The organism is Pseudomonas sp. B19125, from assembly GCF_044218855.1.
In the GTDB taxonomy this organism is placed as follows: Bacteria; Pseudomonadota; Gammaproteobacteria; order Pseudomonadales; family Pseudomonadaceae; genus Aquipseudomonas; species Aquipseudomonas edaphica.
The window spans coordinates 5,192,029-5,214,199 of the sequence record NZ_CP162589.1; the positions used below are offsets into that span (position 1 = coordinate 5,192,029).

The window sequence follows — 22,171 nt, forward strand, 5'->3', positions numbered from 1 at the left end:
CCATGCGCCTGTTCCGCATTCTGAGCTTAGTGTTGGTGGTGGTCGCACCTTCGGCGTTTGCCGACAGCCCGTACCTGGTTGAAATGATCCTGGTGCGCCAGAACGCCGAACCGGTGATCAATAGCCGCGCCGCGCCGGAAAACTGGGATGCCGGCGCGGCGCGGTTGCCGACCGACAAACTGAGCCCACCGCGGCTGGGCAACATCGTCGACAAGCTGAGTGCGGACAACAGTTACACCGTATTGCTGCACCGCGCCTGGGATCAGAACCTCGGTGAGCAACCGGTGAAGCTGGCCATTACCGACGGCCAGGAGCAGTTCGGCCAGTTCCCCATCGAAGGCACGCTGAACCTGCAGCTGGGGCGCTTTACCGATATCGACGCGGATTTCTGGATCAACCAGTTCGACGCCAATGGCAGCGTGATTGCCAGCGAACACTTGAGCCAGCAAGACGTGCGCACCAAGAACAACCAACTCAATTACCTGGATGGCGGCCACTTGGCGCTGCTGATCAAGATCACGTCGCTGACCGCCAAACCACCCAGTGCGCCACCGCCCGACATTCAGGACTGATCCAGCGCCATGCCCCTGACGTCGTCGTTGACCAAACCCCTGGCCCCTTCGTGGGCCAATCGCTTTAAAGAGCAAAGCCTTGAGCGCGGGCGGCGCTACGCCCTGGAAAACCGCGTGCGCATCGTCGAGTCCGGCGACAGCACCATCATCGCCAGCTGCGAAGGCTCGGGCGGCAATGTTTACCGACAAACCATCTCGCTGCGCGAATCGGCCAAGGGCACGCTGATCCTGGTGGACAGCCGCTGCACCTGCCCGGTACACACCAACTGCAAACACATCGCGGCAGTGCTGCTCAAGGTCCAGGAAACCCTGGCTTACCCGGCCGCCGCGCAAGATGCCGAGTTGTTGGAAAAACTCCAGGCCGTGCTGGATAACCGCGTGGTGCTGCCACAGGTGGTGATGGAAGATGTGCGGCCAGTGCCGCGCCTGTGGCTGGCCAGCGTGGAGTTCAGCGCGTTTGAACCGCGTAATGGCAAGATGCAGCGCTATATCCAGCACCGTGCGGCGCTGTCGTTCAATTACCTGGGCAACTATGTCAGCGGGCAAAAAAACGCCGACATCATCGTGCGCCAGGAAACCCAGAGCCTGCGCATCAAGCGCCATCCGGAACTGGAGCAACCCTATCGCGAACAACTGCGCCTGCTGGGCTTCAAGATCGCTACACGCCAGAGCAAGGCCTTGCCGGAGAGTGCCGGTGAATTGTTCGAAATGGTCAATGACAGCGCCTGGTTGAACTTCACCCTCAACGCCTCGCCGACCTTGCGCGCCGAGGGTTGGGAGTTGCAGATCGATGAGGATTTCGGTTTCGACTTGAGCACCGTCGATGACTGGTACGCCACCGTCGACGAAGGCCCGGAACGCGACTGGTTCGACCTGGAGCTGGGGATTATCGTCAATGGCGAGCGCCTGAGCCTGTTGCCGATTTTGCTCAACTTGATGCGTTCGCATACCGAAATCCTCAACCCGGAAAAACTTGCCCGGCGCCGTGACGACGAGCTGATCCTGGTGAATATTCCCGGCCTGCCCAACGGCCACGGCCCGCTGCAAGTGGCGTTGCCGTACGGCAGGCTCAAGCCGGTGCTGGCAACCCTTGGCGAGTTTTACCTACAGGAAACCGGCACCACCAGCTTGCGCCTGGCCAAAGCCGATGCCATACGCCTGAACCCGCTGGAAGACCTACCGCTGCAATGGGAAGGCGGTGAGAAGATCCGCAATTTCGCCCAGCGCCTGCGCGACATCAAGGACTTCACCTGCGTGGCGCCCGAGGGCTTGAACGCGACCTTGCGCCCGTATCAGCTGGAAGGCTTGAGCTGGATGCAGTCGCTGCGTCAGCTCGATGTCGGCGGGATCCTTGCCGATGACATGGGCCTGGGCAAAACCCTGCAGACCCTGGCGCATATTCTCAGCGAAAAGGCCGCCGGGCGCCTCGACCGACCGTGCATGGTGGTGATGCCCACCAGCCTGATTCCCAACTGGCTGGATGAGGCGGCGCACTTCACACCGCAACTGCGGGTGCAGGCGCTATACGGCGCTGGCCGTAAGAAACATTTCCCCCATTTGCAGGACTATGACCTGCTGCTGACCACCTACGCGCTGCTGCCCAAGGACATCGACACGCTCGCCGCCCTGCCCTTGCATGTGCTGATCCTCGATGAAGCCCAATACATCAAGAACCCCAACAGCAAGGCTGCCCAGGCCGCGCGCGAGCTCACTGCTCGCCAGCGCCTGTGCCTGAGCGGCACGCCGCTGGAAAACCACTTGGGCGAGCTGTGGTCGCTGTTCCACTTCCTGCTGCCGGGCTGGCTGGGTGACGTAAAAAGCTTCAACCGCGATTACCGCGTGCCCATCGAAAAGCGCGCCAGTGAGGTGCGCTTGCAACACCTCAACGGTCGGATAAAACCTTTCCTGCTGCGCCGCACCAAAGAGCAGGTGGCCACCGAGCTGCCGCCCAAGACCGAGATCATCCATTGGGTCGACCTCAATGAGGCCCAGCGCGACGTGTACGAAACCATGCGCCTGGCCATGGACAAGAAGGTGCGCGACGAAATCACCCGCAAGGGCGTGGCGCGCAGCCAGATCATCATTCTTGAAGCGCTGCTCAAGTTGCGCCAGGTGTGCTGCGACCTGCGCCTGGTCAACGACGCCACCCTGCCCGCCCGTGGCAGCAGCTCGGGCAAACTCGACAGCCTGCTGGAAATGCTCGAAGAGCTGTTTGCCGAAGGGCGCCGAATATTGTTGTTCTCGCAGTTCACCTCGATGCTGAGCCTGATCGAAGCCGAGCTGAAAAAACGCGGCGTGCCCTACGCATTACTCACCGGCCAGACCCGCGACCGGCGCACGCCAGTGAAGGATTTTCAGAGCGGCAAGCTGCAGATTTTTCTGATCAGCCTGAAGGCCGGCGGCGTGGGCTTGAACCTGACCGAGGCGGATACGGTGATCCACTATGACCCGTGGTGGAACCCGGCGACGGAAAACCAGGCGACCGACCGTGCGTATCGCATCGGGCAGGAGAAGCCAGTGTTCGTGTACAAGATGATTGCGCGAGGCACGGTGGAGGAGAAGATCCAACACCTGCAGAAGGAAAAGTCTGATCTGGCAGCAGGCGTGCTGGATGGGCGCACGACCGGGGATTGGCAGTTGGGTAATGAGGATATCGAGGCGTTGTTTGCGCCGTTGCCCAACAAGCAAGAGAAGCGCTGACGGTTAGATCGCTATCGCAGGCAAGCCAGCTCCCACCCTTGAATGTATTCACAAATCGAGAGTGGGAGCTGGCTTGCCTGCGATGGCAGCGACGCGGTGTTCAGTCGATCAACTGAGCATCGCGCAACGCGGTAAGCGCCACCAGCCAACGCGGATCCTGCTTGTACTCCGTAGAGGCAATCGCCTGCCCACGCATCCGCGCAATCCGCGCCGACGGCGTGACCTTCATGCGCTGCGCCGCAGTCAGTGCCAGCTCCGCAGCAGCACGGTCATTACACACCAACCCCATATCACAACCGGCCGTCAGCGCCGCCTCAATTCGACTGGCCGCATCACCGACCACATGGGCGCCGGCCATGGACAGGTCATCGCTGAAAATCACCCCATCAAATTGCAGCTCGCCGCGCAGAATGTCCTGCAACCAACGACGCGAGAAACCCGCGGGCTGTGCGTCCACTTGCGGATAAATAACGTGGGCCGGCATCACCGCCGCCAATTGCTTGCTCAGGCGTGCGAAAGGCACCAGGTCATTTGCGCGAATCTGTTCCAGGCTGCGCTCGTCGTTTGGAATCGCGACGTGGGAATCCGCCTCGGCCCAGCCATGGCCCGGGAAGTGTTTACCGGTGGCCGCCATACCGGCGCTGTTCATGCCGCGAATGAATGCACCCGCGAGCACGGCAGCGCGCTCCGGATCGCCTTCGAAGGAACGGGTGCCGACAACGGCGCTGCGTTGGTAGTCGAGGTCAAGCACCGGGGCGAAGCTCAGGTCGAGGCCGACCGCCAGCACTTCAGTGGCCATTATCCAGCCGCACTGCTCGGCCAGGTATTCGGCGTTGGGTTTATCCGCCAGCAGACGCATGGCCGGCAGGCGCACAAAGCCCTGGCGCAGGCGCTGCACACGCCCGCCTTCCTGATCGACCGCCAGCAGCAGGTCTGGGCGCACCGCGCGAATGGCCGCGCTCAATTCGCGCACTTGCCGCGGGTGCTCGATATTGCGCGCAAAAATGATCAACCCGCCCACTTCAGGCTGGCGCAACAACTGGCGATCCTCGGCCGTCAGCCAAGTACCGGCCACATCGACCATTAACGAACCTTGCAGGGCAGCAGTCATAAACTTTCCTTAAATAACGCACACAACCCGTTGCCCTCACCTGGCGCAATAAGCGCAGCGAGCACAACGGGTTGTGAGTAAATAGCTGAAATCGGCATGGCGGCTAGCTTAGCCGCCGCGCACACCTGGGGCAATCACGCCTTGGCGACGGCCGGCGTAGATTTGCTGCGCGCACGCAACTGGGCAGCGGCCATGACCGGGTCGGTCACGCCGGTTTCGGCACGCATGCCGGCGGCAAGGAACGGCACCATCAGGCGCATCACTTGTTCGATGGACGTGTTGACGCCAAAATCGGTCTCGGCAATCGCACGCAACGCCTTGATCCCGGACATGCTGAACGCGGCAGCGCCGAGCATGAAGTGCACACGCCAGAACAGTTCGATCGGCGGAATACGCGGCGCAGCTTCGTTGACCAGCAGCATGTAGCGACGGAACACCTTGCCGTACATGTCTTCCAGGTAACGGCGCAAGTGGCCCTGGCTCTGGCTGAAGGCCAGCCCTAACAGGCGCATGAAGATCGACAGGTCATTGCCGCTGCGCGGTTGAACCACCAAGGCTTGCTCAACCAGGATTTCCAGCAGGTCTTCCAGGCTTGGCTTGTTTTCGGGCTTGGTCTGGCGACGCTCCAGCTCACGGTCGAGGCTGGCGCAGAACGGCCCCAGGAAGCGCGAGAACACCGCCTGGATCAGGGCTTTTTTCGAGCCGAAATGATAGTTCACAGCGGCGAGGTTAACCCCAGCCTTGCTGGTAATCAGCCGCAATGAAGTTTCAGCAAATCCTTTTTCCGCGAACAATTGCTCGGCAGCATCGAGAATGCGTTCAACGGTTTCCGACTGGGCCATGGCTACTCCGCCTGACAAACACTTGTTTGAAACATACGTTTCAGGGTGTGTCTTGTCAAGCCTGCGAGGCCGTTTTCCGGCCGGGCAGTCATCTATTTCATCGCTATTTAATCACATCCTTCGCGCCCTGTAGGCAGCGCTGTCTATGCCTTGCAGGAAGAGTGACAGACGACCGTCCAGCGGAGTGCCAAAAAAGGATGATTGCCAAGCGCAGTTCACTGTATATAATCCCAGTCACTGTATAAAAAGACAGAGCGATCAACATGCTAAAACTGACGCCACGCCAAGCTGAGATTCTGGCTTTTATCAAGCGCTGCCTCGACGACAACGGCTACCCGCCGACGCGAGCGGAAATTGCGCTGGAACTGGGGTTCAAGTCCCCCAACGCCGCCGAAGAACACCTCAAGGCCCTCGCCCGCAAAGGCGCGATCGAGATGACCCCAGGTGCTTCACGCGGTATTCGCATCCCTGGCTTTGAAGCCAAGGCCGACGAATCGACCCTGCCGATCATCGGTCGCGTCGCCGCCGGTGCGCCGATCCTGGCGCAGCAGCACGTCGAAGAGTCCTGCAACATCAACCCGACTTTCTTCCATCCGCGTGCCGACTACCTGTTGCGCGTACACGGCATGAGCATGAAGGACGTGGGCATTTTCGACGGTGATCTGCTGGCTGTCCACACCACTCGCGAAGCCCGTAATGGTCAGATCGTCGTCGCCCGTATCGGCGACGAAGTCACCGTCAAACGCTTCAAGCGCGAAGGCAGCAAGGTCTGGCTTATGGCCGAGAACCCTGAGTTCGCCCCGATTGAAGTGAACCTGAAAGATCAGGACCTGGTGATCGAAGGCTTGAGCGTCGGCGTTATTCGCCGCTAAAGGAGGCACCATGCAACTCGTGCACACCCCACAACACACACAACTGTCGCTGTTCGAGGCCTTTATGGCCCAACCCCTTGCGCCCATTCTCAAGGAAGCGGTCGAGGCCCCTTGGGGCTCCGAACCTGAGGCGTTCAGTGAACTGTCGTTGCGCGGTGCTGCCGGGAGCTGCCTGAGCCTGCTGGCGCCGATCCTTCGAGAATTGAGCGAGGAGCAGGACGCACGCTGGCTGACGCTGATTGCCCCACCCGCCAGCCTGACCCAGGCCTGGCTGCGGGACGCCGGGCTCAACCGTGAGCGCATCCTGCTGCTGCAACCGCGCGGTGCGCAAAGTGCTCAGCAACTGACGTGCGAAGCCTTGCGCCTGGGGCGCAGCCACACGGTGGTGAGCTGGTTGAACCCACTGAATGCAACAGCCAAGCAGCAGCTGATCAGCGCCGCGCGCACGGGCGATGCGCAGAGTTTGAATATTCGATTGGGGTAATGGGATCTGCTGCAGGCCAGCCGTATGGATGGGCTTGTTATGGCAGGCGAGCCTGTTGTGGCAGGTGAGCTTGTTGTGGCGAGCGAGCTTGCTCGCGCTGGGCTGCGCAGCAGCCCCAAAACCAGGCACCGTGGAATACCTGATACAGCGCATTAAATCTATTCAGGGCCGCTTCGCAGCCCAGCGGGAGCAAGCTCCCTCGCCACAGAAGCCCGGTCGTCAGAACACTTCCGAGAGCGCGTCATTGCTACTCAGTGAAGCACCCGCGGCCCATCTTCCTTCTCCGGCTCGCCTTCGGCCAGGCGACCAGCCATCTGCACACCAACGCTCAACATGGCTTTTGCCACTTCTACATGTTGGCCCTGCAGGAACACTTTTGCATCTTCGGAAAAATCCAAAATAACCAGAGAACCCTCGTCCTCGGCCCTGCGCAGCTCGATTCGGCCGTCAGGCAACTCTACAATTTCCAGAAAGGACGTTGGCATATAAGTCTGTTCTCCACGAAAGGCCGGGATTATATCAGTCATCCACCCAGCCTCGCTGAGGATCTGAACAGGTTTCTTAACGGCTTGATGAATGGTGCTCTTCGGCAAGACTGCTCTCAATGTGGGAGCTGGCTTGCCTGCGATTACGGTGCATCAGCAAATGGCCGGCAAGCTGACCCAGCCTATCGCAGGCAAGCCAGCTCCCACCTTTGTTCAGCGCAAACCTCTTAACACTCGTTCAAGCCTTCACGAAACCGCAACGCCATCTTCTTCAGCTCCTGGCGCCAGCTTTCCAGCTCTTCGCGGCTCAAGGGCTTGGGCTCATCCTCTCCCAGCGCAACGGCCACGATCAGCGGCTGTGTCACATCACCCTTGGGCACATGGGGAACACGCGGCGGCTGGAACATATCCGCATGCGCTTTGAGCAATCGAGCAACCCAACTGTCGGGGCTCTGCGCCATTTCCACCAGTTCGGCCAGTTCAGGAATCGCCATGCTGTCCAGCACTTCGCGGTTCATGAGCATTTCTGCGCGTGGTGCGCCCGCCTGGGGCAAGCGGTAGAACCCGGCAATTTCATGGCACAGGCCCAGCAAAGCGCCATAGAGGTGGAACAACGCCGCCTCACGCCCGGCCTGGACCAGCGCGATGGCATTCATCTCCTTCCCTTCCTCGGCGCGGCCAAGGGCTTCCAGGGACAAACCCGCGAAGTAAATTTTCTGATTGGTACGGGTATAGAGTTCGTTGGCCATAACGGCAATCTCCACAACGAAATAAGCGTGATGCTGGCTGAACAGTGTCACGGATCAGCCAAGTTTCCTGCAAGCGTAAAAAAAGGCCGCCTTTTCAGGCGGCCTTTGTAGCTGGCAGATCAGCCGATCAAGCGCCCTGGCGCTTGTCCTCGACCTTCCACTTACCACCGTCGTAGAAAGCTTTCCAGCCGGTAGGCTTGCCGTCCACTTCGGTCTGCACGTACTGCTCCTTGGTTTTGCGGCTGTAGCGGATCACGGACGGGCGACCGTCGGGATCCTTCTTCGGCGCTTCACACAGGAAGTGGTACTTCGGATCGATCTCGTCCTTGTGCGGCACGATTTCCATCACCAACGGAGCACGGGTCTCGCGGTTTTTCGGAAACTGACTGGCCGCCAGGAACAGGCCCGAAGCGCCGTCACGCAGGATGTAGGTGTCGTTGACCTTCTCGCACTTGAGTTCAGGCATCTTCACCGGGTCCATCTTCGGCGGCGCCGCGTCACCGCTTTTGAGCAGTTTGCGCGTGTTCTTGCAAGTCGGGTTGGTGCAGCCGAAGAACTTGCCGAAACGACCGGTCTTGAGCTGCATCTCGCTGCCGCACTTATCGCATTCCAGGCTCGGACCTTCGTAGCCTTTGATGCGGTAGGTGCCCTCTTCGATCTCGTAGCCATTGCAATCCGGGTTGTTACCGCAGATGTGCAACTTATGCTTCTCGTCGAGCAGGTAGGCGTCCATCGCCGTGCTGCAGATCGGGCAACGGTGCTTGCCGCGCAGTACCAGCGACTCGGATTCACCTTCGTCGTCGGCTGCAATCTCATCGCCTGGCACCAGGTTAACGGTGGCCTTGCAGCGCTCTTTCGGCGGCAGGCTGTAGCCCGAGCAACCGAGGAACACACCGGTGGATGCGGTACGAATCTGCATCGGGCGGCCGCACGTCAGGCACGGGATGTCGGTCATCACCGGCTGGTTGGCGCGCATGCCGCTTTCAGGGCTTTCGGCTACTTCGAGTTTCTTTTTGAAGTCGCCGTAGAACTCATCCAGCACGTTTTTCCAGTCGCGTTCGCCCTGCGCCACGTCATCGAGGTTCTCTTCCATGCCGGCGGTGAAGCCGTAATCCATGAGGTTGGAGAAGCTCTCGGACAGGCGTTCGGTGACGATGTCGCCCATCTTTTCCGAGTAGAAACGACGGTTGTGCAGCGCTACGTAGCCACGGTCCTGGATGGTCGAGATGATTGCCGCATAGGTCGAAGGACGACCAATACCGCGTTTTTCCATCTCTTTTACCAGGCTGGCTTCGGAGTAACGCGCCGGCGGCTTGGTGAAGTGCTGGGACGGGTCGAGCTTGATCAGCTTCAACGTGTCGCCCTGGGCCATGTCCGGCAGCACGTCGTCATCGCCTGGCTTGGCGATTTGCGGCATCACGCGGGTATAGCCGTCGAACTTGAGGATACGGCCCTTGGCACGCAGCTCGAAGTCGCCTGCGCCCACGCTGACGGTGGTGGACAGGTATTGCGCCGGCAGCATCTGGCAGGCCAGGAACTGGCGCCAGATCAGCTCGTAGAGGCGCTCAGCATCACGCTCCATGCCGCTCAGCTTGCTTGGCTCGGTGTTGGCGTCGGAAGGACGAATCGCTTCGTGAGCCTCTTGTGCGCCTTCCTTGCTGCTGTAGACGTTAGGCTTTTCCGGCAGGTACTTCTTGCCGAACTCGCTTTCAATATAAGTGCGCGCCATCGCCACCGCGTCTTGCGACAGGTTGGTGGAGTCGGTACGCATATAAGTGATGTAGCCGGCTTCATACAAGCGCTGGGCCATCATCATGGTCTTCTTCACGCCAAAGCCCAGGCGGTTGCTCGCGGCCTGTTGCAAGGTGGACGTGATGAACGGCGCCGACGGCTTGCTGCTGGTTGGCTTGTCTTCGCGCTTGACGATGCTGTAGCTGGAAGCCTTGAGCTTCTCCAGCGCGGCCATGGCCTGGGCTTCGTTCAGCGGCTTGAAGGCCTCGCCTTTCTCACGGGCCACTTCAAAGCGCACGTTGGCGCCCTTGGCAGTGCCCAGGTCGGCGTGGACTTCCCAGTATTCTTCGGGGTTGAACGCACGAATCTCGCGCTCACGCTCCACCACCAGCTTGACCGCTACCGATTGCACACGGCCGGCGGACAGGCCACGGGCGATTTTCGCCCACAGCAGTGGCGAGACCATGTAACCCACCACGCGGTCGAGGAAACGACGCGCCTGCTGGGCGTTAACACGGTCGATATCCAGCTCACCCGGCTTGGAGAAGGCTTCCTGGATGGCTTTCTTGGTGATTTCGTTGAACACCACACGCTTGTAGCGGCTGTCATCACCGCCGATGGCTTCGCGCAGGTGCCAGGCAATGGCTTCCCCTTCGCGGTCCAAGTCCGTCGCGAGATAGATGGTGTCGGCATCTTTGGCGAGCCGGCGCAGCTCTTCGATGACCTTTTCCTTGCCCGGAAGGATTTCGTACTTAGCCTTCCAGCCGTGATCCGGGTCCACACCCATGCGTGAGACCAGCTGCTTGCGCGCTTTCTCTTTAGGGCTGAGCACCGGACCTTCGCCCGCAGCGGCCTTGCCGCGCTTGGCGGCAGGCTCCTTGCTGGCGCTAGCCGAACCGCTGGTGGGCAGGTCTCGGATATGGCCGATACTCGACTTCACCACGTACTCGTTGCCCAAGTACTTGTTGATGGTCTTGGCCTTAGCCGGGGATTCCACAATGACCAGCGATTTGCCCATGGATCGGAAAATTCCTGAATTCGAGAAGTGAAAGGCAGTTGGCGCCTGTCGCGGCAACGCTATATATAGTGGCAACAAGGTGAGGTCAAGCGCAGCATTCTGCGCGGCCTGCCGTTATTGCCCTGAAAAAAGACTGGGTTCGACCTGCACCAAAGCAAAGCGCGGGACCTGCTCGCCGTCAACTTCGACGGTCTCCAGGAACATGCTCAATGGGCGCACCCAAAAGCCGTAATCGCCATACAGTGCTTGGTAAAACACCACTTCTTCTTCGGTCTCGGAGTGCCGCGCCACATTAAAAACGCGGTACTGCGGGCCCTTATAATGTTGGTAGAGCCCTGGTTCGACTTTCATGCTTTGGCCCTCGTGCAAAATTTGTTGAAAAAAAATATTAAAAATTCCAAAAAACAAAAACCGGGGCACTGGGCCCCGGCTTCCATCAGCGAAACGTTTAGATACGTTCGAAGACGGTGGAAATGCCTTGGCCGAGACCAATGCACATGGTTGCAACCCCAAGGTTGCCGCCATTTTGCTTCATCACGTTAAGCAAAGTGCCGGAGATACGTGCACCGGAGCAACCGAATGGGTGGCCCAGGGCAATCGCGCCGCCGTGCAGGTTAACCTTCTCGTTCATCTTGTCGAGTACTTTCAAATCTTTCAGCACTGGCAGGGCCTGTGCGGCGAAAGCTTCGTTGAGCTCGAAGAAGTCGATATCGGAGATGGTCAGGCCCGCGCGCTTCAAGGCTTTTTGTGTGGCCGGTACTGGACCATAGCCCATGATTGCCGGGTCCACACCTGCCACTGCCATCGAACGGATCACCGCCATCGGCTGAATGCCCAGGTCCTGGGCACGTTGCGCCGACATCACGATCATGCACGAAGCACCGTCGGTGATTTGCGACGACGTACCGGCTGTCACGGTGCCGCCCTTTGGATTGAAGGCGGGTTTCAAGGCCGCCAGGCTTTCCAGGGTGGTATCCGGACGAATGGTTTCGTCGTAGTCGAACAGTTTGAGGAAACCGTTCTCGTCGTAACCGTTCATCGGGATGATTTCATCCTTGAACTTGCCTTCCACGGTCGCCTTGTGGGCCAACTGGTGGGAACGCACGCCGAATGCGTCTTGGGCTTCGCGGGTAATGCCGTGCATTTTGCCGAGCATTTCTGCGGTGAGGCCCATCATGCCCGAGGCTTTTGCCGCGTACAGCGACATGTGCGGGTTAGGGTCGACGCCGTGCATCATGCTGACGTGGCCCATGTGCTCCACGCCGCCGACCACGAACACATCGCCGTTGCCGGTCATGATCGCTTGCGCAGCGGTGTGCAGCGCGCTCATCGACGAACCACACAGGCGGCTGACGGTCTGGCCAGCTGCGGTGTGCGGGATCTGGGTCATCAACGACGCCATGCGCGCGATGTTCCAGCCCTGCTCCAGGGTCTGGTTGACGCAGCCCCAGATCACGTCTTCGACTTCGTTAGGGTCGACCTTGACGTTACGCTCCAGCAATTTGCTGATCAGGTGCGCCGACATGTCTTCGGCGCGGGTGTTGCGGTGCATGCCGCCCTTGGAGCGGCCCATTGGCGTGCGACCGAAGTCGACAATCACCACGTCTCTTGGATTCAAGCTCATAAATATTCTCGCTCTAGTCGTCTGGGCGCTTAACCGAAGAAGCTCTGGCCGTTTTTGGCCATTTCACGCAGCTTCGCGGTCGGGTGGTACAGCGGGCCCAAATCAGCGTATTTGTCAGCCAGGGCAACGAACTCAGCCACACCGATCGAGTCGATGTAACGCAGCGCACCACCACGGAATGGAGGGAAACCAATACCGTACACCAGGCCCATATCGGCCTCGGCGGCGGTTTCAACGATGCCGTCTTCCAGGCAACGCACGGTTTCCAGGCACAGGGCGATCATCATCCAGTTGATGATGTCCTCATCGGACACCTCACGCTGCTCGTAGATGACTGGCGCGAGTACTTCGTGAACCGACGGGTCGGCCACTTTCTTCTGCTTGCCCTTCTTGTCAGCCTCGTAGGCGTAGAAGCCTTTGCCGTTTTTCTGGCCCAGGCGCTTGGCCTCGTAGAGCGCGTCGATCGCCGAGCGGCGGTCGTCTTTCATGCGGTCCGGGAAGCCTTCAGCCATCACGTCACGACCGTGGTGGCCCGTGTCGATACCGACCACGTCCATCAGGTACGCCGGGCCCATTGGCCAGCCGAATTTTTCCATAACCTTGTCGATGCGTACGAAGTCGACACCGGCGCTGACCAGCTTGGCGAAACCGCCGAAGTACGGGAACAGTACGCGGTTGACCAGGAAGCCCGGGCAGTCATTGACCACGATCGGGTTCTTGCCCATTTTCTTGGCGTAGGCAACGGTGGTGGCAACCGCCAACTCGCTGGACTTCTCGCCACGGATCACTTCCACCAGCGGCATCATGTGTACCGGGTTGAAGAAGTGCATGCCGACGAAGTTTTCCGGACGCTTGAGGGCTTTGGCCAGCAGCGAGATGGAAATGGTCGAAGTGTTCGAGGCCAGGATAGTGTCGTCTTTAACCTGTGCTTCCACTTCAGCCAGTACGGCTTGCTTGACCTTCGGGTTTTCGACTACGGCTTCGACCACCAGGTCGACGTGACCGAAATCGCCGTAGGACAGCGTAGGACGAATGCCGTTAAGCACTTCAGCCATCTTCGCGGCGGTCATGCGACCTTTATCAACGCGGCCCACCAGCAGCTTGGCGGCTTCTGCCAGGCCTTGCTCGATGCCGTGCTCGTTGATGTCTTTCATCAGGATCGGCGTGCCTTTGGACGCCGACTGATAGGCGATACCGCCGCCCATGATACCGGCGCCGAGTACGGCAGCCTGTTTCACGTCGCGGGCGATTTCGTCGTAGGCCTTGGCCTTTTTCTTCAGTTCCTGATCGTTCAGGAACAGGCCGATCAAGCTTTGTGCTGCCGAGGTTTTCGCCAGTTTGACGAAACCTGCCGCTTCCACTTCCAGGGCTTTGTCGCGACCGAAGTTCGCAGCTTTCTGGATGGTCTTGATCGCTTCAACCGGCGCCGGGTAGTTCGGGCCGGCCTGGCCGGCCACAAAACCTTTGGCGGTTTCGAACGACATCATTTGTTCGATGGCGTTGAGCTTGAGTTTTTCCAGCTTCGGCTGACGCTTGGCCTTGTAGTCAAATTCGCCGCTGATGGCGCCTTTGATCAGGTTCAGGGCGGCTTCAGCCAGTTTGTCCGGGGCAACCACGGCATCGACTGCACCGACTTTCAGCGCGTCTTCGGCACGGTTTTCTTTACCGGCGGCGATCCACTCGATCGCGTTGTCAGCGCCGATCAGGCGCGGCAGACGCACAGTGCCGCCGAAACCTGGGTAGATGCCCAGTTTGACTTCAGGCAGGCCGATTTTGGCGGTGGCCGACATGACGCGGAAGTCTGCAGCCAGGCACATTTCCAGGCCGCCGCCCAACGCGATGCCATTGATGGCAGCCACGGTTGGCACGTTGAGGTCTTCGAAATCGCTGAAAATCTTGTTGGCTTCGAGGTTGCCGGCCACAAGCTCTGCATCGGGCAGCTTGAAGTTGTCGACGAATTCGGTGATGTCAGCGCCGACGATAAACACGTCCTTGCCGCTGGAGACGATCACGCCCTTGACCGAAGCATCTGCTTTGATGGTGTCTACGGCCTGACGCAGTTCGTTCAGGGTTAGACGGTTGAACTTGTTGACGGACTCACCCTTGAGGTCGAATTTCAGTTCGACGATGCCACTTTCAAGAGCCTTAACCGTGATGGCTTTACCTTCGTAAATCATCAACTGATCTCCACGATATGGAAGCTGAACAGTACACACTGGACGCTGGCCTATTGGTTGGACATTGATAGTTGCCTCAATGCTCATGCCAATCCGCCAGGCACACCCGCCAATGCGCTAGTCGGGGTTCTGTATGAGTCGTCTGACAGACAAACGCTCAATTCATACGCCCGTTTGATTTGGGTACGTCACCTTCATCCAATTCAGGGCAATTGTCAATCGCTCGAAAGGCCAGGAAAAACGCGACTTTCCAGTCAGTTCAGAACTCCACGCCCACGCCTGCGCCCTGTCAATATTCAAATATTCACAGAATCAATAATAAAAAAGATGTGGGAAAAGGCTGTACAGAATCGGATATGCCGCTAGGCTTGCGACAACCGCAAAGCGCCCCGTGATGAACACCCGGCGCGAGGAACACAGAATTACCGGCCTGCCTGGCCAACTCCAGCCCGATGATGATGTCGGGCTTTTTAATGCCTGTCTTTTAACGCTAATGGCGTCATGCCAGGGCCTTGAGCAGCGTATCGATGTCCTTCAGCACACTGGCCTCACCCTTCTCGCCCCAATACAGGGCGATCATTTGCTTGTCGGCCTCGACCTTGTAGACGTTGGCCGGCAACGTCGCAAAATGCGGCAACAACTTTTCATCCTCACACACTTCACGCCATTGATTGACCCATACGCCTGGCGACATTTGCCAATAACTCCACAGGGCCGGCGTGCTGCCGCGCCGTGGCCTGCAGTACTGCGCGCAGGGGCTCGGCGGCTCTTGCGCAAGCCAGTGCGGCCACTCCTGTGGCGCCAATTGCATGGCCAAACCGATGCGGCGCGCCTCCATGCGCAGGGCCATGCGCCCGCTCTGATGGCGCGACGGGCGCAGCCAGGCCAGGGGGCTAAGAACCACCAGAAGGATTGACACCACTATCCAGACCGTCATATGTGTACTCCCGAATTTCTAGATGCGCGGATTTGAGCTGACGCAACCCCATCCGCTTGAAACCAGCCATACTGAACTTATTGCAGTCTCCTGGAGGAACGCGCCATGCCCAACGAATATTCCTACAAACATATCCTGGTCGCGGTCGATCTGACCGAAGAGTGCGACCCGGTTATCAAGCGCGCTCAGGCTTCAGCAATCGCCAACGGCGCCAAGCTGTCACTCGTGCATATCGTCGAGCCCATGGCCATGGCCTTTGGTGGCGACGTACCCATGGACCTTTCCCAGTTGCAGCAACAGCAGTTTGACCAGGCCAAAGAGCGCCTGGACCGTTTGATTCTCAAGTACCCGCACTTGAAAAAGGAAGACTGCCACCTCACCTACGGCCAACCGCGCCAGGAAATCCATCACCTGGCCAAAGAGCAGAACTGCGACCTGATCGTGGTCGGCAGCCATGGTCGTCATGGCCTGGCGTTGTTGCTGGGTTCTACCGCCAATGACGTGCTGCACGGCGCGCCGTGTGATGTGCTGGCGGTGAAGCTGGTAAAAAGCGCGTAAGGCCGATGAAGATCTAATGTGGGAGCTGGCTTGCCTGCGATGCAGGCACCTCGGTGCTTCAGGCAGACCGAGGTGAGGCTATCGCAGGCAAGCCAGCTCCCACATTTCGAATCGCATTTCATATAAAAAGCCCGGCGATCATACCGATGAGCGCCGGGCTTTTTTATGGCGTGCGAATCAATCAGGCATCCAGCTCAGCCCAACGCTCCATCAGCACTTCCAGCTCCTGGTTCAACGTTTCCAGGGAAGCAATCACCTTGGCGGTTTCCGCCGCCGGGCGCAGGTAGAAACCCGCGTCAGCCATGTCTGCTTCTACCGCAGCGATCTGCTGTTCCTTGGCGTCGATATCACCCGGCAAGGCTTCCAGCTCGCGTTGCAGCTTGTAGCTGAGCTTCTTCTTGGCCGCCGGTGCAGCTTCCGCAACCGGTGCAGCAGCAGCGGCCACAGGCGCCACGACTGCCGAGGTCAGGTCGGCCTTGCCGGACTTGCTCTCGGTCACGCCCAGCAGGCGCGGCGAGCCGCCCTGACGGATCCAGTCCTGGTAACCACCGACGTATTCACGCACCTTGCCTTCACCTTCGAAGACCAGGGTGCTGGTCACCACGTTGTCGAGGAATGCCCGGTCGTGGCTGACCATCAGCACGGTGCCGTTGAAGGTCAGCAAAACCTCTTCCAGCAGCTCGAGGGTTTCCACGTCGAGGTCGTTGGTCGGTTCGTCGAGTACCAGCAGGTTGGACGGCTTGCTGAACAGCTTGGCCAGCAGCAGGCGCGCACGCTCACCACCGGACAGGGCTTTGACTGGCGTACGCGCACGCTGCGGGCTGAACAGGAAGTCGCCCAGGTAGCTCAGCACGTGGCGGCTCTGACCGTCGATGTCGATAAAGTCGCGGCCTTCGGCGACGTTGTCGATCACGGTCTTTTCCAGGTCCAACTGATGGCGCAACTGGTCGAAGTAGGCCACGTCGATGCGCGTGCCTTCTTCCACGGTGCCGCTGGTCGGTTGCAGGCCATTGAGCATCAGTTTGAGCAAGGTGGTCTTGCCGGTGCCGTTGGCGCCCAGCAGGCCGATACGGTCGCCGCGCTGCAGGACCATCGAAAAGTCCTTGATCAGGAACGGGCCATCCGGGTGGTGGAAGCTGACATTCTCCAGCACCATCACCTGCTTGCCCGACTTGTCGGCGGTGTCCAGCTGGATATTGGCCTTGCCGGTGCGCTCGCGGCGCTCACTGCGCTCAACACGCAGGGCTTTGAGGGCGCGTACACGGCCCTCGTTACGGGTGCGACGGGCCTTGATGCCCTGGCGGATCCAGACTTCTTCCTGGGCCAGCTTCTTGTCGAACAGCGCGTTGGCGGTTTCTTCAGCGGCCAGCGAGGCTTCTTTGTGTACCAGGAAGCTGGCGTAGTCGCCGTTCCAGTCGATCAGGCCGCCACGGTCCAGTTCGAGGATGCGCGTGGCCAGGTTTTGCAGGAAGGAGCGGTCGTGCGTGATGAACAGCACGGCGCCCTGGAAATCCTTGAGGGCTTCTTCGAGCCAGGCGATAGCGCCGATGTCCAGGTGGTTGGTTGGTTCGTCGAGCAGCAGCAGGTCGGGCTCGGACACCAGCGCCTGGGCCAGCAGCACGCGACGGCGCCAGCCACCGGACAACTCGGCGAGGGTCTTGTCGGCCGGCAGTTGCAGGCGGCTCAGGGTGCTGTCGACCAGTTGCTGCAAGCGCCAGCCGTCACGGGCTTCGAGGTCTTGCTGGACGTGCATGAGCTTGTCCAGGTCGGCTTCGGTGACGCAGTTCTGCGCCAGGTGATGGTACTGCGCGAGCAACTCGCCAACGCCGTCGAGGCCTTCGGCAACCACGTCGAACACTGTCCGTCCGTCGGCCACCGGCAATTCCTGCGGCAATTCGCCGATCTTGAGGCCCGGCGCGCGCCATACAGAGCCGTCATCGGGCTTCTGGTCGCCTTTTACCAGCTTCATCATGCTGGACTTGCCGGTGCCGTTGCGGCCGATGATGCACACCCGCTCACCACGGGCGATCTGCCAGGACACCTTGTCCAACAACGGCATAGCGCCGAAAGCAAGGGACACATCGCTGAATTTGAGCAGGGTCATACGCTTCTCCAAAAACTGGGCGCGCATTCTACCTGACTTGAGGGTGGGATGCGGCCGGCATTTTTGCCACAGACACGTTCTGTAGGACATTTACGGTGAACTGCTGCCAGCCGGCCGGCAAAGCTTTCGCCAGCCGCTGGCAAAAGGCTAAGCTAGGGGCAATCAGTGTCGGCGGTGCCGGTGCTAGTCGTGATTTCTCTGCACGGACGTCTCATGCGCAGTCGCCTTTTCAACTTTTTATCTTGTCTGCTTCTTTCCGCCACCGCCGTTCAATCCGCCCAGGCCGTGGACCTCACCACCCAACGTCAGTATTACGATGAAGCCAAACGCGCCCTCGCCAAAGGCGACAGCGGCCCGTATATGCAATACAGCCAGGCCCTGGCCGACTACCCGCTCACGCCGTACCTGGCCTACGACGAGCTGACCGCGCGCCTCAAAACCGCGAGCAACGAGGAAATCGAACAGTTCCTCGCCAAAAACGGCGACCTGCCCCAGGCCAACTGGATGAAACTGCGTTGGTTGCGCTGGCTGGCCGACCGTGGTGACTGGCAAACCTTCGAAAAGTACTACGACGCCAAGCTCAATTTCGTCGAACTGGACTGCCTGCATGGCCAGTACCAGCTGACGCACAACCTCAAAGCCGAAGGCTACAAGACCACCGAAAAACTCTGGATGACCGGCAAATCCCAGCCGGCCGCCTGTGACGCCACCTTTGGCCAGTGGGCCGCCGATGGCCAACTCACCGAACAGAAAATCTGGGACCGCGCCAAGCTCGCCGCCGAAGCCCGCAACTACGCATTGGCCAACAGCCTGGTGAAAACCCTGCCAACCCTTGGCGCCCAAGGCCGCTTGATGATCGACGTGGCGCAAAAGCCCGACATGCTCAGCGACCCGTCGCGCTTCCTGCCGGCCAACGAGGCCATGTCTGACGCTGTGGGCCTGGGCCTGCGCCGCCTGGCACGCCAGGACCCGGACAAGGCCATGGCCCTGCTCGACGGCTATGCCAGCAGCATGCACTTCTCCCGTGACGAAAAAGTGTCGATCGCCCGCGAAATCGGCCTGACCCTCGCGCGCCGCTACGACCCACGCGCCCTGGACGTGATGACCAAGTACGACCCCGAGCTGCGTGACAACACCGTCTCCGAATGGCGCCTGCGCCTGCTGTTGCGCCTGGCTCGCTGGGAAGATGCCTACCAGTTGACCCGCAAACTCCCGCAAGACCTGGCCACCACCAACCGCTGGCGCTACTGGCAGGCGCGCAGCCTGGAACTGGCCGAGCCGAAGAACCCGCAGCCGCTGGTGCTGTACAAGAATCTTGCGCAGGAACGTGATTTCTACGGGTTCCTCGCGGCTGATCGCTCCAAAGCGCCCTACCAGTTGAAAAACAAACCGTTGGTGATGAGCCAGGCGTTGATCAACAAAGTGCGCAACACCCCCGGTGTGCGCCGCGCGATGGAGTTCTATGCACGCGGCCAGATTGTTGATGGCCGCCGCGAGTGGTACCACGTCAGCCGTCACTTCAACCGCGATGAAATGGTCGCCCAGGCCAAGCTGGCCTACGACATGAAGTGGTACTTCCCGGCGATCCGCACCATCAGCCAGGCGCAGTACTGGGATGATCTGGATATTCGTTTCCCGATGGCACACCGCGACACGCTGGTACGCGAAGCCAAGGTGCGTGGCCTGCATTCAAGCTGGGTGTTCGCCATCACCCGCCAGGAAAGTGCCTTCATGGACGACGCCCGCTCCGGCGTCGGCGCCAGTGGCCTGATGCAACTGATGCCCGGCACTGCCAAAGAAACCGCACGTAAATTCAGCATCCCACTGGCCTCCCCGGCCCAGGTGCTGGACCCGGACAAAAACATCCAGCTCGGCGCCGCCTACCTGAGCCAGGTACACAGCCAATTCAACGGCAACCGCGTACTCGCCTCTGCCGCCTACAACGCCGGCCCTGGCCGTGTGCGCCAGTGGCTGCGCGGTGCCGACCACCTGAGTTTCGATGTGTGGGTGGAAAGCATCCCGTTCGACGAAACCCGCCAGTATGTGCAGAACGTGCTGTCTTATTCGGTGATCTACGGGCAGAAACTCAATTCACCGCAGCCGCTGGTGGATTGGCATGAGCGGTATTTTGATGATCAGTAAGACTGACTGAAGTGCGATCAGCAGGCTTGCTGTGGCCAACAGGTTTCATTTGGCCACCAGGCTTGTTGTGGCGAGCAGCCTTGTTGTGGCGAGCAGGCTTGCCCTGCGCTGGAGTGCGAAGCGCTCCCTATTCAGCCCCGCCACGGTGTAACTGATAGACCGAGTCGGCAGGTTTTGGGGCTGCTACGCAGCCCAACGCGGGGCAAGCCCGCTCGCCACATAGATCGAGCTAGCCTTCGTTTTTCACAACCTCACCGCCATCACTGAACTGCAACGCCGCTAACCGTGCATACAACGGATTACTCGCAATCAACTGTTGATGCGTACCCACTGCCACCAGCTTGCCCTGGTCCATCACCGCAATCCGGTCGGCGTTCTTCACCGTGGCCAACCGATGCGCAATCACCAGCGTGGTGCGGCCCTGCATCAGTTGCGGCAAGGCTTGCTGAATCAGGTGCTCACTCTGCGCATCCAGGGCGCTGGTGGCTTCGTCCAGCAGCAGGATCGGCGCATCCACCAGCAACGCGCGGGCGATGGCCAGGCGTTGGCGTTGGCCGCCGGACAGGCCCATACCGCCGTCGCCCAGATGGGTCTGGTAGCCATCGGGCATTTGCAGGATGAAGTCATGGGCGTGGGCGATGCGTGCCGCGGCTTCGACCTGTTCGCGGGTGGCGGACGGGTTGCCATAACGGATGTTTTCTTCAACGCTGCCGAAGAACAGCGCCGGGCTCTGGGAAACCAGCGCGAAATGACGGCGCAGGTCCATTGGCTCGAGTTCGGTCAGCGGGTGGCCCTCAAGCAGGATGCGGCCGTGCTGCGGATCGTAAAAGCGCAGCAGCAAATCAAAGATCGTCGATTTACCCGCGCCGGATGGGCCGACCAACGCCAGGGTTTCACCGGGGTTGATGCTCAGGCTCAAACCGTCGATGGCGTAGCTGTCCGGCCGCGACGGGTAGGAAAAACGCAAGTCTTGCAGTTCCATACGACCGCTGACCCGCTCCGGCAACTGCACGCTGCCTTCGGCGGGTGCCTGGATGTCATTGCTCGACTGCAACAGTTCGCCAATCCGCTCAGCGGCACCGGCGGCACGTTGCAGCTCACCGAGCACTTCGCTCAGAGTGCCAACCGCACTGCCGACGATCAGGCTGTAAAACACGAACGCCGCCAGTTCACCGCCGGAAATCCGCCCACTGATCACATCCATACCGCCCACCCACAGCATCACCCCCACGGCGCCGAGCACCAGCATGATCACCAGTGTAATCAGCCAGGCGCGCTGCGCGATGCGTTTACGCGCCGTGGCAAACGCCTCTTCCACGGTGATGGCAAAGCGCTGTTCGTCCTGCACCTGGTGGTTATAGGCCTGCACGGTCTTGATCTGGCCAAGCGTCTCCGACACGTAACTGCCCACATCGGCAATACGGTCCTGGCTCAGCCGCGACAGGCTGCGCACGCGGCGACCGAAGATCAGGATCGGCGCAAGCACCAGCGGCAGCGCCACCACCACGATGCTGGTGAGCTTGGGGTTGGTGACAAACAACAGCACGATGCCGCCGATCACCATCAAGGCGTTGCGCAGGAACAGCGACAGCGACGAGCCGATCACCGATTGCAGCAACGTGGTGTCGGTGGTCAGCCGCGACTGGATTTCCGAACTGCGGTTGTTCTCGTAAAAGCCTGGGTGCAGGTAGATCAGATGATTGAAGACTTGCCGACGAATGTCCGCCACCACCCGTTCGCCGATCCACGACACCAGGTAAAACCGCGCAAACGTACCCACGGCCAGGCCCAGCACCAGCACCATGAACAGGCCAATGGACTGGTTGAGCAGGTGCGGCGACTGGGTCATGAACCCCTGGTCCACCAGCAGGCGAATGCCCTGCCCCATGGACAAGGTGATGCCCGCAGTGACGATGAGTGCCAACAAAGCACCCAGTGCCTGCCAGCGGTACGGCGCGATAAAGCGGCTGGCCAGGCGAATGGCACGGCGTTGACGGACTGAGAACATGGCGGGCATACCGATGAGGAACCTGTACACCAACATTGGGGGAACTTAGCTAAATAA

The 22,171-nt window shown here is 60.0% G+C and carries 17 protein-coding genes; 6 read left to right on the top strand and 11 right to left on the bottom strand.

Annotated features, from left to right (window positions below):
- Positions 1–2 precede the first annotated feature (2 nt).
- The gene (locus AB4P96_RS23540; RefSeq protein WP_017137427.1) at positions 3–572 is read left to right on the top strand and encodes a CsiV family protein; all 570 of its coding nucleotides are present in this window, start codon (positions 3–5) and stop codon (positions 570–572) included.
- A gap of 9 nt (positions 573–581) precedes the next feature.
- Complete coding sequence (locus tag AB4P96_RS23545; RefSeq protein ID WP_099548677.1) at positions 582–3,272, top strand: DEAD/DEAH box helicase; 2,691 nt, start codon at positions 582–584, stop codon at positions 3,270–3,272.
- Positions 3,273–3,372: 100 nt separating this feature from the next.
- On the opposite strand, the gene nagZ is transcribed toward AB4P96_RS23545, so the two are convergent.
- Both nagZ and AB4P96_RS23555 read right to left on the bottom strand, forming a co-directional pair.
- On the bottom strand, positions 3,373–4,383 hold the full coding sequence (nagZ, locus tag AB4P96_RS23550; RefSeq protein WP_017137425.1) for a beta-N-acetylhexosaminidase: 1,011 nt from the start codon (positions 4,381–4,383) through the stop codon (positions 3,373–3,375).
- A gap of 134 nt (positions 4,384–4,517) precedes the next feature.
- Positions 4,518–5,225 (bottom strand): TetR/AcrR family transcriptional regulator, encoded by a 708-nt coding sequence (locus AB4P96_RS23555; RefSeq protein ID WP_017137424.1) that lies wholly within the window; start codon positions 5,223–5,225, stop codon positions 4,518–4,520.
- Positions 5,226–5,488: 263 nt separating this feature from the next.
- Between AB4P96_RS23555 and lexA the strand changes: the two genes are divergently transcribed.
- Both lexA and sulA read left to right on the top strand, forming a co-directional pair.
- Positions 5,489–6,097: a transcriptional repressor LexA gene (gene lexA / locus AB4P96_RS23560; RefSeq protein ID WP_017137423.1), complete on the top strand. Its 609-nt coding sequence runs from the start codon at positions 5,489–5,491 to the stop codon at positions 6,095–6,097.
- A gap of 10 nt (positions 6,098–6,107) precedes the next feature.
- Complete coding sequence (gene sulA / locus AB4P96_RS23565) at positions 6,108–6,581, top strand: SOS-induced cell division inhibitor SulA (protein WP_170038815.1); 474 nt, start codon at positions 6,108–6,110, stop codon at positions 6,579–6,581.
- 251 nt (positions 6,582–6,832) lie between these two features.
- On the opposite strand, the gene AB4P96_RS23570 is transcribed toward sulA, so the two are convergent.
- From AB4P96_RS23570 to AB4P96_RS23600, 7 genes are all read right to left on the bottom strand, one after another.
- Entirely contained in the window at positions 6,833–7,066 is a 234-nt protein-coding gene (locus AB4P96_RS23570; RefSeq protein ID WP_010212068.1) for a hypothetical protein, read from the bottom strand.
- 227 nt (positions 7,067–7,293) lie between these two features.
- Complete coding sequence (locus AB4P96_RS23575) at positions 7,294–7,815, bottom strand: DUF6586 family protein (protein ID WP_026013729.1); 522 nt, start codon at positions 7,813–7,815, stop codon at positions 7,294–7,296.
- 127 nt (positions 7,816–7,942) lie between these two features.
- The gene (topA, locus tag AB4P96_RS23580; protein ID WP_099548675.1) at positions 7,943–10,564 is read right to left on the bottom strand and encodes a type I DNA topoisomerase; all 2,622 of its coding nucleotides are present in this window, start codon (positions 10,562–10,564) and stop codon (positions 7,943–7,945) included.
- 114 nt (positions 10,565–10,678) lie between these two features.
- On the bottom strand, positions 10,679–10,915 hold the full coding sequence (locus AB4P96_RS23585; protein ID WP_017137419.1) for a DUF1653 domain-containing protein: 237 nt from the start codon (positions 10,913–10,915) through the stop codon (positions 10,679–10,681).
- 97 nt (positions 10,916–11,012) lie between these two features.
- Entirely contained in the window at positions 11,013–12,188 is a 1,176-nt protein-coding gene (fadA, locus tag AB4P96_RS23590) for an acetyl-CoA C-acyltransferase FadA (protein WP_017137418.1), read from the bottom strand.
- A gap of 29 nt (positions 12,189–12,217) precedes the next feature.
- A complete protein-coding gene (gene fadB / locus AB4P96_RS23595) occupies positions 12,218–14,365 on the bottom strand; it encodes a fatty acid oxidation complex subunit alpha FadB (RefSeq protein WP_017137417.1) in 2,148 nt (715 codons plus the stop codon).
- 499 nt (positions 14,366–14,864) lie between these two features.
- Entirely contained in the window at positions 14,865–15,302 is a 438-nt protein-coding gene (locus AB4P96_RS23600) for a hypothetical protein (protein WP_017137416.1), read from the bottom strand.
- Between the two features lie 105 nt (positions 15,303–15,407).
- On the opposite strand from AB4P96_RS23600, the gene AB4P96_RS23605 reads away from it, so the two are divergent.
- Positions 15,408–15,860: a universal stress protein gene (locus AB4P96_RS23605; protein WP_099548673.1), complete on the top strand. Its 453-nt coding sequence runs from the start codon at positions 15,408–15,410 to the stop codon at positions 15,858–15,860.
- A 181-nt stretch (positions 15,861–16,041) separates the two neighbouring features.
- Here AB4P96_RS23605 and AB4P96_RS23610 read toward each other — a convergent pair whose 3' ends face one another.
- Positions 16,042–17,964, bottom strand: a complete 1,923-nt coding sequence (locus tag AB4P96_RS23610) for an ATP-binding cassette domain-containing protein (RefSeq protein ID WP_017137414.1) — start codon at positions 17,962–17,964, stop codon at positions 16,042–16,044.
- Between the two features lie 213 nt (positions 17,965–18,177).
- Between AB4P96_RS23610 and AB4P96_RS23615 the strand changes: the two genes are divergently transcribed.
- Positions 18,178–20,106 (top strand): transglycosylase SLT domain-containing protein, encoded by a 1,929-nt coding sequence (locus AB4P96_RS23615; protein WP_017137413.1) that lies wholly within the window; start codon positions 18,178–18,180, stop codon positions 20,104–20,106.
- A 229-nt stretch (positions 20,107–20,335) separates the two neighbouring features.
- Here the strand turns inward: AB4P96_RS23615 and AB4P96_RS23620 are convergent, their stop codons facing one another.
- Positions 20,336–22,123: an ABC transporter transmembrane domain-containing protein gene (locus AB4P96_RS23620; protein WP_177032575.1), complete on the bottom strand. Its 1,788-nt coding sequence runs from the start codon at positions 22,121–22,123 to the stop codon at positions 20,336–20,338.
- Positions 22,124–22,171 lie beyond the last annotated feature (48 nt).